This is a genomic window from Mesorhizobium sp. M0664 (assembly GCF_040320565.1).
Classification (GTDB): domain Bacteria; phylum Pseudomonadota; class Alphaproteobacteria; order Rhizobiales; family Rhizobiaceae; genus Mesorhizobium.
In genome coordinates this window covers 22103-34864 of record NZ_JAMYPW010000044.1, presented here as the reverse complement: position 1 = coordinate 34864, position 12762 = coordinate 22103, and the positions used below count along the sequence as shown (strand labels likewise).

Sequence of the window (12762 nt, the reverse complement as noted above, 5' to 3'; positions counted from 1 at the left end):
GCGTGAGCGCCAAGATACCCCCCTCTGGCCAGAGGGGGGTGCTTCGCGCATCCGCCGGTGCTTAGGCGATGCACTTCGGACCTCACCTGCTCCTCGCCGCCCTCGAAGGCCTCGTCACCTCCGCCGTGCTGGCGCTGACGGCGCTTGGGCTGTCGCTGGTGTTCGGCGTCATGCGCGTCGTCAATGTCGCGCATGGCGAGTTCTTCATGCTGGGCGCGGTGCTTGCCTGGGCGATCTCAACGGCGATATCCGGCCATCCGGCGCTCGGCTTCCTGGCCGCCCTGGTGCTGGCGCCGCTGATCGTCGGCCTGATCGCGCTGCTCGCCGAACGGCTGGTGCTGCGCCGGCTCAACTACAATCCGGAAGCCACCATCGTCGCCACCATCGGCATGCTCTACATCATCCAGCAACTGGCGCTGACCTTCTACGGCCCGGAGGCGCGGCCGGTGGAGCCGCCGTTCAGCTACCGCATCCTCCTGCCGTGGTTCGGCTATTCCGGCTACAAGCTGTCGATCATCGCCGCGTCGGCGCTGCTGCTGGTCGCGACCTGGCTGGTGCTGACGCGCACGAAAATCGGCCTCGTCATGCGCGCCACGCAATATGACAGCGAGACGGCGCAGGCCTTCGGCATCCCGGTGACCAGAGTCTATGCCGGTGTTTTCGCGCTCGGCGCCATGCTGGCTGCTGTCGCCGCGGTGCTGATCGTGCCGATCAGCCAGGCCCACTATCTGATGGGACAGGACCCGCTGTTGCTGTCGTTCATCGTCGTCATCATCGGCGGCCTCGGCTCGCTGCGCGGCACGGTCGTCGCCGCGGTGCTGATCGGCCTTTCCGACGGCATCATCTCGGTGTTCTTCTCACCGACGCTGGCCAAGATCATCGCCACCTTGCTCGTCGCCATGGTGCTGGTGTTCCGGCCGCAGGGCCTATTCGGGACGACATCGCGATGAAGGATGCTTCGCCGGCAAAGCCATATGCGCTGCACCTCGGCGTCATCGCCCTGCTTTTCGGGCTTAGCTTCGTCCTGCCGGAATACCATCACGGCCTGCTCGCCCGCATCATGGTGCTGGCGGTCTTCGCCATGGGCTACAATCTGCTGTTCGGCTATGTCGGGCTGCTCAGCCTCGGCCATGCCATGTTCTTTTCAGCCGGGCTCTATGGCGCCGGCCTTGCCGTCATCCATCTCGGCTGGAGCGTACCGGCCGCCTTCGCAGCCGGGCTTGCCTACGGCGCGCTTCTCGCGCTGGTGATCGGGCTGCTGGCGCTGCGCACCTCCGGCGTCGCCTTCATGATCGTCACCATGATGTTCGCTCAGGTATTTTATCTCGTCATTCTTTATTTCGCTGCCTGGACCGGTGGCGACCAGGGCATGGTCGTGCCGCAGCCGATGCGTGTCCTTGTCCTGGGCAGCACGTCACTCGACCTCACCAACCCGACCGTGCGCTATATGAGCGCGCTGGCACTGTTCTCGATCGTGCTGCTCATAAGCCTGGCGATAGTCCGCTCCGGCTACGGTCGCGTGCTGGTCGCCATCCGCGAGAACGAGGAGCGGACCAAGATGCTTGGCTACGACACGTTCTCCAGCAAGCTCGCCGCCGTCGTCATCTCCGGCAGCATCTGCGCGGCTTCCGGCGCGGCCTATGCGCTGCTGTTCGGCTATGTCGGCTCGAGCTTCGCCTCGGTGCAATACTCCATCCTGCCGCTGCTCTGGGTGCTGCTGGGCGGTGCCGCCACCACGCTCGGTCCGCTGATCGGCACGCTGTTCATGTATTATGTCATCGACGTCGCCAGCGGCTACACCTCGGCCTATCTGCTGGTCGTCGGCATAGCGCTCATCCTGCTGGTGCTGTTCTTCCCGAGAGGCATTCTCGGCAGCATCCGCCAGCGCTGGCTCGGGTGGTTGCCATGATGCCGCTGCTCACCACCAAAGGCCTGTCGCGCAGTTTCGGCGGCTTGCGTGCCGTCGACGGCGTCGACTTCGCGCTGATACCGGGCGAGATTCGCGCCATTATCGGCCCCAACGGTGCCGGCAAGACCACCTTCGTCAGCCTGGTCAGCGGCCGCATCCAGCCCTCGTCGGGCATGATCGTCTTCGACGGCGCCGACATCACCAGCCTGCCTGCCTACGCCCGGGTTCGCCTCGGCATCGCCTATACGTTCCAGATCACCAGCGTCTTTGCCAATCTCAGCGCCTACGACAATGTTGCCCTGCCGGTGCAGCGCACGCTGACCGACGGCCGCTCGAAGGGCGCGGTTCACACCGGCGTCATGGCGGCTCTCGAGCGCACCGGCCTTGCCGACCGGGCGCAAATGCCTGCCGGGCAATTGTCCTACGGTCACCAGCGGTTGCTGGAAGTGGCAATGGGACTGGCACTGAAGCCGCGGCTGCTGATCCTCGACGAACCGACGCAAGGGCTTGCCGACAGCGAGATCGACAATTTCATCGAGCTGGTGCGCGAGATCGCCGATAGCGCCACCGTGCTTTTGATCGAGCACAACATGCCGGTGGTCATGCGGCTCGCCGACCGCATCACCGTCTTCAACGCCGGCAGGATCTTGGCTGAAGGCACGCCCGAGCAGATCCGCGCCAATGCCGCGGTGCAGGACGCCTATCTGGGGACGACCCATGGCTGAGGCCCAGTCCAAGGCACTGACGATCTCCGGGGTCGACTGCTTCTATGGCGAGGTCCAGGTGCTCTATGGCCTCGATCTTGTGTTGAACGAGGGCGAAGTGCTCTGCCTGTTCGGCCGCAACGGCGCCGGCAAGACGACGACGCTGAAGGCAATCATGGGCCTGGTGCCGGTAAGCTCCGGCTCGATTCGGCTCGAAGGGCGGGAATTGAGCGGCTTGCCGGCGCACGAGGTGCCCAAGGCCGGCGTCGCCTACGTGCCGCAGGGCCGGCGGCTGTTCGCCGAGATGACGGTGGCGGAAAACATCGAGATCGGCCTGATGGCCCGCAACAAGGGCAAGGCGACGCGCGAGAACGTGCTCGATCTCTTCCCGCTGTTGCGCCAGCGCCTCAGGCAGCGTTCGGGCACGCTGTCCGGCGGCGAGCAGCAGATGCTGGCCATGGCCCGCGCCCTGTGTCTGGAACCGCAGGTGCTCCTGCTCGACGAACCGACCGAAGGGCTGATGCCGTCGATGATCGCCAAGATCCGCGAAACCGTGTCGAAGCTGCGTGCGCTTGGCGTGTCGACAATTCTTGTCGAGCAGCGCGTCGATGCCGTGCTGTCGGTCGCAGACCGCGTTTGTTTCATCGAAAACGGCCGCAACCGCGAGACGGTCGATGTCGAGGAACTGCGTTCCGATCCCTCCGCGGTCCGTCGCTATGTCGGCGTCGGCTGATCAGGCAAAGAACAGCAAGCCGGCAAGCAGGAATGTCGGGATCAGCACCGCGCCCGACCATGCCATATAGCCAAAGAAGCTCGGCATCTTGATGCCGCGATGCCTGGCAATGGCATAGACCATGAAATTCGGCGCATTGCCGACATAGGTGTTGGCGCCCATGAACACCGCGCCTGCCGAGATCGCCGCCAGCGTCGAGGCGAGCTCGGTCATCAGATGCTGCGCATCGCCGCCAGCCAGCTCGAAGAACACCAGATAGGTCGGCGCATTGTCGAGGAAGGACGACAGCGCTCCGGTCAGCCAGAAATAGGCAAGGTTGTCCGGCGCGCCGGTCGGCGAACTGACCAGCAGCACCAACGGCGCCAGCGCGCCATCGAGCCCGGCCCGCAAGATGGCGACGACCGGCACGATGCAGATGAAGATGCTGGCGAACAGCTTCGCCACCTCGGCAATCGGCCCCCAGTTGAAGGCGTTTGCGCCGCGAAACTCCTTCGGCGAGACGACAAGCGAAGTGAAGGCCAGTATCAGGATGGCGGCGTCGCGCACCAGATTCTGCAGCTCGAGGCTGACGCCCTGAAAAGAGAAACTCACTCCCGGCTTCCAGGCAGCGGAAATCAGGATCGCGGCGATTACGCCGGCCAGCAGCGGAATGTTGGCCAGGCCGCGAATGCGCACCTTGCTGTCGGGCGTCGGATCCTTGATCTTCGGCGCGCCTTCCTCCCGGCGATGCATGATGATGTCGATCGCCAGGAAAACAGCCAGCACCACGCCGGCGACGAACAGCATCTCGGGCAGCAGGTGAACTGTCGTCCAGAAGAAATCGACGCCGCGCAGAAAGCCGACGAACAGCGGCGGATCGCCCAGCGGCGTTAGCGACCCGCCGATGTTGGACACCAGGAAGATGAAAAAGATGACGACATGGGCGTTGAAGCGCCGGTTGTCGTTGGCGCGGATGAGCGGCCGGATCAGGATCATCGAGGCGCCGGTTGTGCCAATGATCGAGGCAAGCAGCGCCCCTCCCAGCAACAACCCGGCATTGACCAGCGGCGTGCCGTGTATGTTGCCGGCAACGAAGATACCGCCCGAAATGGTGAACAGCGCAAACAGCAGGATGATGAACGACATGTATTCCGTGAGCAGCGCATGCAGCACCGCCTGCGTGGCGGACGGGATGCCGAAGGCGATGGCCAGCGGCCCGATCACCAACGCTGCCCAGAAGGCAGCGATCTTGCCGTAATGGTGCTCCCAAGCATGATGGAACAGCAGCGGGCCGGTCGCGATGCAAAGCAATAGCCCGGCAAACGGCAGCACCCACCAAAGCGACATGGCGGCGCCCGGCAATTCGTGCGCTTCGGCCGCGAGAACCGCTCTCGGAGAAAAGATTGCTGCAATAAGTGCAGCACTTGCCGTCAACGCCGCAAACCGCATGAAGCCCCTCAAAAGTCTGTCAGGTTCGGCTGGATGACGTTCAAATCAGTGTCACGCCGGCATCGCGCATCCGGCCCAGCATCCTCTCCACGGAGCCGTTGAGATCGATGCCGCGGCAGGCGTCGAGCCGCACGGACGTCTCAAAACCGAGCTTGACCGCGTCGAGCGCCGAAAAGGCGACGCAGAAATCCGTCGCCAGGCCGACCAGGGTCAGCGTCTCGATGTTCCGATCCCGGAGATAGCCGGCAAGGCCGGTCGGCGTCGTCCGGTCGTTCTCGAAGAATGCGGAATAGCTGTCGATCGCAGGACGGAACCCCTTGCGGATCACCAGCTCGGCCTTGCTCCAGGCGAGGCCCGAATGGAAATCCGATCCCAGGCTGCCCTGGATGCAGTGATCCGGCCACAGCGTCTGGTGGCCATAAGGCACGTCGATCGTTTCGAACGGGTGCTTGCCGGGGTGGCTGGAGGCAAAGCTCGAATGGCCGGCAGGGTGCCAGTCCTGCGTCAGCAGGACGTGCTCGGTCCGCCGGATTAGGTCATTGACCAACGGCACGATTTCGTCGCCACCGGCCACTTCAAGGGCGCCACCCGGGCAGAAATCGTTCTGCAGGTCGATAACGACAAGCGCTTCGTCGGCCATGGAGCCTCCTTATTTTCTTGGTCTTGAGCTTAGGCTCCAATAAAAACGCGACCGGACGCAGAAACTTGACCAGATGGCCGGCTGCGTCAACCTCTCATGGCATAACAAATGCATTCCGGATGCACCGGTGCCAACAGTCGTGCAAACTCTGGCTTTGACAATTCCTGCCGGCTTGATATCATTTGCACACGAATGAATTTCCTGCCTTGAATGCTCGGGAAAATCTTTCGGCAGGATCCCCTCTCGGGAAGCCCATTCTGGGAAGGCAAAGCGTGATCCGTTACGCAAAACCCACCACGGTCGACGACGCCCTCGCTTTGCTGGGCGAAGGGCAATGGCGCATCCTCGCCGGCGGCACCGACTTCTATCCGGCACAGGGCAGCAAGCCTTTCCGCGACAATGTCCTCGATATCAATGGGCTGGTGGCATTGCGCGGCATTGCCGAAGCCGAAAACCATTGGCTCGTCGGCGCGCGCACCACCTGGACCGATCTCGTCCGCCATCCTCTGCCGGCGGCTTTCGACGCGCTGAAGCAGGCGGCGCGGGAAGTCGGCTCGGTGCAGATCCAGAACGTTGCCTCGATTGCCGGCAATCTCTGCAACGCCTCGCCGGCCGCCGATGGCGTGCCGGCGCTGCTGGTGCTCGATGCCGAAGTCGAACTGCGTTCCGCTGTGGCGACCCGGCATCTGCCCCTTGCAGAGTTCATCCTCGGCAACCGTCGCACCGCACTGCAGCCCGGCGAAATGGTCACGGCAATCCGCATTCCCAAACCCGCGACCGCCGGCAGCTCCGCCTTCGTGAAACTCGGCGCGCGGCGGTATCTCGTCATCTCCATCGCCATGGCCGCCGCACGCCTGGCCGTCGAAGATGGAATGGTCAGGAACGCGGCCGTCGCCGTCGGTTCCTGCTCGGTTGTCGCCAGGCGCCTGGCGGGGGTCGAGGCGGCGCTACGCGGCCGGCCCGTCGGCCAAGCGCTGGCCACTGCGATCCAATCCGCACCGATGGACGAGCTGTCGCCGATCGGCGACGTGCGCGGCAGCGCCGAATATCGGCTGGACGCTGCGCGCGAGATCGTCGCCCGCGCCGTGCTTGGTGCGATGGGCGCTGTTCCCGGCGAAAGGGCGGCGGCCTGATGGGCATGGAGCGCGCCGACATCGCCTTCGAAGTCAACGGCGCCGCCGTCAGCGTTTGTGTGCCGCCGGTGCGGCGGCTGTCCGCGGTGCTGCGCGACGAGTTGCGGCTGACTGGCACCAAGATCGGCTGTGATGCCGGCGACTGCGGCGCCTGCACGGTGCTGGTCGACGGCGAGCCGGTCTGCGCCTGCCTGATTCCCGCGGCTTCCGCCTCCGGCACCGTGGTGACGACCGTCGAAGGCCTCGCCAATGGCCGGCTGTCGGGGCTGCAGGCCTCGTTTCTCAGCCATGGCGCAGCGCAATGCGGCGCCTGCACGCCCGGCCTGCTGGTCGCCGCAACGGCACTCCTGGACAGGACGCCTTGCCCGAGCGAGGCCGAAACGCATGATGCGCTGGGCGGCGTGCTCTGCCGCTGTACCGGCTACCGCAAGATCGTCGCCGCGGTGATGGATGCTTGGCGCCACGCCGACGGCCTCGATCAGCACATGCCATCCTCTGGCCATGCCGTCGGCTCCTCCCCGATCCGCCTCGATGGCCTGCCGAAAGTCACCGGCGACGAAAAATTCGGCGGTGATTCTTTCCCGGCCGACGCATTGTCGGTGCTGGTGGTCCGCTCGCCGCATTATCATGCCGCTTTCACTTTTGGCGACCTCGGCAGTTGGGTGAAATCCCGTCCCGGCATTGCCGGCGTCTTCACCGCCGCTGACATTCCGGGAAAGAATTGTTTCGGCGTCATCGCGCCCTTCGCCGACCAGCCGGCGCTGGCCGAAGGGGTTTCGCGCTTTCGCGGTGAGGCGGTGGCCCTGGTTGCCGGCGAACGCGAGGCTATCCTCGATCTCGACCTTGCCGATTTGCCTGTCAGTTGGACCGAGTTGCCGCATTTTCTGGAAACTGGCGAAGCGCAGGCCGGCGGCGCGCAACTGGTCCATGAAAACCGGCCCTCGAACCTGCTCACCTCCGGCTTCGTCGAGCGTGGCGACCCCGAAGCCGCGCTCGCCGGTGCGGCTTTCGTCGTTTCCGGCGCCATCGACACTTCCTATGTCGAGCACGCCTATATTGAACCGGAAGCCGGCTATGCCTTCATGGACGGCGACACGCTGGTCGTCGTCGCCTGCACGCAGGCGCCCTATATGGACCGCGACGACACGGCAAAAGTGCTCGGCCTTGCCCCGGAACAGGTGCGCATCGTGCCGACCGCCACCGGCGGCGGCTTCGGCTCCAAGCTCGACGTCTCGCTGCAACCGCTCATCGGCCTCGTCGCCATGAAAACCGGCCGGCCGGCGGCGCTCGCCTACAGCCGCACCGAATCGATGATCTCGACCACCAAGCGCCATCCGGCTCTGATGAGAGCGAGCATCGGCGCCGATGCCGACGGCCGTGTCACCGGCATGGTCTTCGCCGGCGATTTCAACACCGGCGCCTATGCCAGCTGGGGGCCGACGGTCGCCAACCGCGTGCCGGTGCACGCCTCCGGCCCCTATGCGACGCCGAACTATCGCGCCGAAGGCCGCGCCATCCACACCAACGGCCCGATTGCCGGCGCCTTTCGCGGTTTCGGCGTGCCGCAGGCGACGATCATGCAGGAGACCCTCTATGACGACCTAGCCGACAAGCTCGGCATGGATCGGCTCGCCTTTCGCCTGAAGAACTGCCTTCGGAACGGATCCGAAACAGTCACCGGCCAGCGGCTCGAGTCGGGCGTCGGCATCGCCGACTGCCTCGAGGCCCTCCGTTCACATTGGCAGCGTGCCGTTCGCGATGCCGAAGCGTTCAATGCCGGTAGCAGCATCAAAAAACGCGGCGTCGGCATCGCTTCTTGCTGGTACGGCTGCGGCAACACCTCGCTGCCCAATCCGTCGACCATCAAGGTCGGCATCTCGGCATCGGGCGCAGTCGTCCTGCATCAGGGTGCGGTCGATATCGGGCAAGGCTCGAACACTGTCATCGCGCAGATCTGCGCCGATGCGTTGGGTCTTCCGCTCGAAAAATTCCTGCTGAAAGGCGCCGACACGGCGATCACCCCCGACGCCGGCAAGACCTCGGCCTCGCGCCAGACCTTCGTCACCGGCAAGGCCGCCGAAAAGGCCGGCCGCGCCTTGCGCGAGGAGATCTTGCGTTTCGCCAATGTCTCGGAAAAGGCGGCGATTGCGCTGGACGGCACAAGCCTGAGCATCAGGGAAGGCGAAGCGACCCGCCGCGTCGATCTTTCCTCGCTGAAGGCAGACCCCGAAGGCTTTGTCTTTCGCGCCGAGGAAAGCTACGACCCGCCGACGCTGCCGCTCGATGCCAAGGGCCAGGGCAAGCCTTATGCCGTCTATGGCTATGGCGCGCAGATCGCCGAACTGGAGGTCGACCTCAGGCTCGGCACCGTGAAGCTTATAAAAATCACCGCCGCTCACGATGTCGGCAAGGCCATCAACCCTTTACTGGCAGAGGGCCAGATCGAGGGTGGCATCGCCCAGGGCATCGGCATGGCGCTGATGGAGGAATTCATCCCCGGGCGCACCGAAAACCTGCACGACTATCTGATCCCGACGATCGGCGACGTGCCACCGATCGAGACCATCCTGATAGAAGTTCCGGATCCGGAAGGACCCTTCGGCGCCAAGGGTTTGGGCGAGCATGTGCTGATCCCGACGGCGCCGGCGATCCTCAACGCCATCCGCCACGCCACCGGTGTGCTGGTCACCAAAATTCCGGCGACGCCGACCCGCATCCGCGCCGCCATCCTCGACAAGGAGGCGCGCCGATGAGCGAGCTTGCCGAACGCTTCGAGACCCACGATCCCGGCGAGAAGCTGGTGGCCGAGAAGATCCGCTGCGATGCCTGTCCAGTCATGTGCTACATCGCCGATGGCCGCACCGGCGCCTGCGACCGCTACGGCAATGTTGGCGGCAGGATCGTGCGGATGGATCCACTGACCATCCTCGACCACGCGGCCGAGACCGGCGCCGCAATCGTACCCTTTGCCGAAGAAGGCGAGGCATGGGACGGCGAACTGGTCAACACCGGCCGCCGCTTCGTCACCGCCATCGGCGCCGGCACCACCTATCCCGATTACAAGCCGGCGCCCTTCATCGTCAGCCAGGAGGTCGAGGGCGTCGATCTGGTCACCGTCGTCACCGAGGGCATCTTCTCGTATTGCGGCGTCAAGGTGAAGATCGACACCGACCGTCATATCGGCCCCGAAACGGCTACGGTCCGTGCCCAAGGCGAGGCGATCGGCCATGTCACGACCGGCGAATACGGCTCGCAGATGCTGTCGCTGGGCGGCGTACATCATCTGACCGGCGGCTCGAAGGCTGAAGGGCGCGCCACCTGCGACGCCATGCTCGCCCTGTGCAACCGCAAACCGGTTGAACTCGTCATCGACGGCGGCGCCACCGTCATCGTCGAAGCCGGCAAGCCGCCGGTCATCGACGGCAAGCTCGAGCAGCGCATGCGCGTCGGCTGCGGTTCGGCTACCATAGGCATGTTCGCGACCCAATGGCGCGGCCTTGTCGACGAGGTGGTGGTGGTCGATGACCACATCACCGGCGTCGTCTCCGAGCATCAGGCCGGCAAGGTGCTTGGCTGGCAGGATACCGGCATCAAGATCATCGGCCGCCGTTCGACGCCGGGCCGTTATTTCAAGGTGTCGGAGCCCGGCCTCGGCTGGGGCGGCACCAGCATTTCCGACCCGCTGTCGATCCTTGGTGAATGGAACGCCAAAAAGGGTGCGCGCCCCGGCATGTCGCTGCTGATGGTCTCGACCACTGGTGAGCAATTCGCCTATTACGAGCTCGACGACGAATTGAAGCCGGTCCAGAAACCGTTCCCGGAGCGGCTGCGGAAGTCGGTCGAACTGATCGAGGACAATTGCGAGCCGGCGCTCTGCACCGTGCTTTTCGTCGGCGGCGCCGGCGGCTCGCTGCGCGCCGGCGTCACCGAGAACCCGGTCAATCTGACCCGCTCGGTGCAGGGCTTGACGACCTACGTGACGGTCGGCGGCGCGCCGGTCTATGTCTGGCCGGGCGGCGGCATCACGCTGATGGTCGACGTCACCCGCGTCCCGGAAGGCGCCTTCGGCTATGTGCCGACGCCGGCGCTGGTGGCGCCGATCGAGTTCACCATGCGCCGCGACGATTATGTCAGGCTTGGCGGCTACGAAGGCGAAATCCGCAGCGTCGACGATATCCTGGCCAAGGGCGGCGAATATCTCAATCCGCGCCGCGGCACGGCCGCACCCCGTGACAATCCCTGGCCGCCGCTGGCGCAGTTGCGTCGCGCGACCGCAAACGGGGCCGGGCGATGAACGGCCCGCAGGCGCATTGGCTCGAGGACGGCCGGAGGCTTCACCTCAATCATGGGCCGATCGATCTGATCGTCGAGGCATTCGGCGAGGCGAGTGAATGCAGCGCCGCATATCGCCAGGCAGTGGCGCGCTTCCAGACAATCCTGGTTGAACTGGTCGAAGAGTTGCCCGAACTGCGGCGCCCGGCCGCCTCGCGGCCACGTGCTTTCGTTGGCCCGACGGCGCGCCGCATGGAAGTGGCGGTCGTTCCGCTAGCGAAACAATTCATCACGCCGATGGCGGCCGTCGCCGGCTCGGTAGCCGACGAAGTGCTTGGCGCGCTGCTTGCCGGCCGCCGGCTCGAGCGCGCCTATGTCAATAATGGCGGCGACAGCGCGATCTATCTCGGCCACGGGCAGTCGATGATGCTTGCCATTGCCGGGACAGGTCATGGGTTGGCAGATCGTCTCACGATCCGCCCCGAAGACGGGATCCGCGGTGTCGCGACAAGCGGCTGGCGCGGCCGCTCCTTTTCGCTGGGCATCGCCGACGCGGTCACGGTGCTGGCGCGAACGGGTGCTGAAGCCGATGCCGCCGCGACCTTGATCGCCAACGCCGTCGACCTGCCCGGTCATCCGGCCGTTAGGCGCGTACGGGCGCGCGATCTCGCACCTGACAGCGACCTCGGCGACCGTTTGGTGACGCAGGGCGTGGGGCTGCTTTCCGCCGCTGAAATCGCTATCGCGCTGGAAGGCGGATTTGCCGTTGCCGAGGAGTTTCGGCGGCGCGGCCTGATTGCCGCCGCGGCACTTTTCCTCGGCGGTCAGGCGCGCATCGCAGGTCCGATGGCGCTCGCCAATAAAGTTTTAGAGAGGGAAATTGCTCATGCCTGAGTTTCCGATCCGCAAGATCGCCGTGCTGACCGAAGAGATTTTTCACGAAGGCGGGCCGGTGGCGAAGGTGCCGCGGCGCCGCGCGGCGGCCATGGCTGTGGTCAAGAACCCGTTCGCCGGCCATTACGTCGAGGAACTGCAGAGCGCCATGGAGGATTTGAAGCCGCTCGGGCTGCTGCTCTCCGACAGGCTTGTTGCCGCATTGGGCGGCGACGTCAAACAGATCGACGGTTACGGCAAGGGCGCCATCGTCGGCATGGCGGGCGAGCTGGAGCATGGCGCGCTGTGGCATGTGCCGGGCGGCTATGCCATGCGCGAACGGCTCGGCGACGCCAAGGCGATCGTGCCCTCGGCAAAGAAGGTCGGCGGCTTCGGCGCGCGGCTCGATGTGCCGCTCGGCCACATCAACGCCGCCTATGTGCGCAGCCATTTCGATGCCATGGAAATCGGCATCAGCGATGGCCCCCGTCCCGACGAGATCCTGTTTTGCCTCGCCATGACCTGCGGCCCGCGCGTGCACGACCGCATGGGTGGGCTGGCGGCCAAGGAAATTAAGGCATGGGATGGGCTGCGGTGAGCGCCGAGGACAATCGGCTCAAGCTGGTCGAGGCCGAGGAGCCTGACGAAAACGACTATCGCTTGCAGGAGCAGGTCGGCTTCATCCTGCGCAAGGCGCATCAGCGCCATGTCTCGATCTTCGCCGCACACATCGCCGATCTGACGCCGCCGCAATTTGCCGCTTTGGCCAAATTGCGCGACGTCGGCGAGACCTCGCAGAACCAGCTTGGCAGCCTGATCGCCATGGATGCGGCGACCGTGAAGGGCGTCATCGACCGGCTGAGAGCGCGTGGCTTTGTCGAACTTAGCAAACACGAAGTCGACAAACGGCGCCTGCTGGTCAATCTGACCGCTGAGGGGCGCGACGCGATCGAGCGGCTGATCCCGCTTGCCCGTGAGATTACGCAGGAAACGCTGGCGCCGCTTTCTGCCAAGGAAGCGGCCATTTTCATGAAGCTGCTGGCCAAGCTGGCTTAATCTGCTGCCTGCCG

Annotated in this window: 12 protein-coding genes; 10 read left to right on the top strand and 2 right to left on the bottom strand. The window is 65.0% G+C overall.

The genetic code is table 11. The features are described 5' to 3' along the window. Positions 1-68 precede the first annotated feature (68 nt). From NKI39_RS27430 to NKI39_RS27415, 4 genes are read left to right on the top strand one after another with little or no spacing between them, the layout of a single operon-like run. Positions 69-950 (top strand): branched-chain amino acid ABC transporter permease, encoded by an 882-nt coding sequence (locus tag NKI39_RS27430; RefSeq protein WP_352455934.1) that lies wholly within the window; start codon positions 69-71, stop codon positions 948-950. Beyond that, positions 947-1909, top strand: coding sequence for a branched-chain amino acid ABC transporter permease (locus NKI39_RS27425; protein ID WP_352819612.1), 963 nt, complete (start codon positions 947-949; stop codon positions 1907-1909). The genes NKI39_RS27430 and NKI39_RS27425 overlap by 4 nt, the downstream gene beginning before the upstream one ends. Beyond that, on the top strand, positions 1906-2634 hold the full coding sequence (locus tag NKI39_RS27420) for an ABC transporter ATP-binding protein (RefSeq protein ID WP_352736693.1): 729 nt from the start codon (positions 1906-1908) through the stop codon (positions 2632-2634). Before NKI39_RS27425 ends, NKI39_RS27420 begins: the two co-directional genes overlap by 4 nt. Next, positions 2627-3346, top strand: coding sequence for an ABC transporter ATP-binding protein (locus tag NKI39_RS27415; RefSeq protein WP_352472376.1), 720 nt, complete (start codon positions 2627-2629; stop codon positions 3344-3346). Before NKI39_RS27420 ends, NKI39_RS27415 begins: the two co-directional genes overlap by 8 nt. Here the strand turns inward: NKI39_RS27415 and NKI39_RS27410 are convergent, their stop codons facing one another. Then, a complete protein-coding gene (locus NKI39_RS27410; protein ID WP_352835785.1) occupies positions 3347-4774 on the bottom strand; it encodes a sodium:proton antiporter in 1428 nt (475 codons plus the stop codon). Positions 4775-4814: 40 nt separating this feature from the next. Continuing rightward, positions 4815-5414: a bifunctional nicotinamidase/pyrazinamidase gene (gene pncA / locus NKI39_RS27405; RefSeq protein ID WP_023676971.1), complete on the bottom strand. Its 600-nt coding sequence runs from the start codon at positions 5412-5414 to the stop codon at positions 4815-4817. A 272-nt stretch (positions 5415-5686) separates the two neighbouring features. On the opposite strand from pncA, the gene NKI39_RS27400 reads away from it, so the two are divergent. Genes NKI39_RS27400 through NKI39_RS27375 form a run of 6 tightly spaced genes read left to right on the top strand, consistent with a single transcriptional unit; the run spans position 5687 to position 12748 of the window. Then, positions 5687-6547, top strand: a complete 861-nt coding sequence (locus tag NKI39_RS27400; protein WP_352835783.1) for an FAD binding domain-containing protein — start codon at positions 5687-5689, stop codon at positions 6545-6547. Beyond that, on the top strand, positions 6547-9300 hold the full coding sequence (locus NKI39_RS27395) for a molybdopterin-dependent oxidoreductase (RefSeq protein ID WP_352835780.1): 2754 nt from the start codon (positions 6547-6549) through the stop codon (positions 9298-9300). Before NKI39_RS27400 ends, NKI39_RS27395 begins: the two co-directional genes overlap by 1 nt. Then, entirely contained in the window at positions 9297-10841 is a 1545-nt protein-coding gene (locus tag NKI39_RS27390) for a 6-hydroxynicotinate reductase (RefSeq protein ID WP_352769453.1), read from the top strand. The genes NKI39_RS27395 and NKI39_RS27390 overlap by 4 nt, the downstream gene beginning before the upstream one ends. Next, complete coding sequence (locus tag NKI39_RS27385) at positions 10838-11713, top strand: UPF0280 family protein (RefSeq protein WP_352835777.1); 876 nt, start codon at positions 10838-10840, stop codon at positions 11711-11713. The genes NKI39_RS27390 and NKI39_RS27385 overlap by 4 nt, the downstream gene beginning before the upstream one ends. Beyond that, the gene (locus NKI39_RS27380; protein ID WP_352506039.1) at positions 11706-12290 is read left to right on the top strand and encodes an amino acid synthesis family protein; all 585 of its coding nucleotides are present in this window, start codon (positions 11706-11708) and stop codon (positions 12288-12290) included. The genes NKI39_RS27385 and NKI39_RS27380 overlap by 8 nt, the downstream gene beginning before the upstream one ends. Next, entirely contained in the window at positions 12287-12748 is a 462-nt protein-coding gene (locus tag NKI39_RS27375; protein ID WP_352506064.1) for a MarR family winged helix-turn-helix transcriptional regulator, read from the top strand. Before NKI39_RS27380 ends, NKI39_RS27375 begins: the two co-directional genes overlap by 4 nt. Positions 12749-12762: the final 14 nt, after the last annotated feature.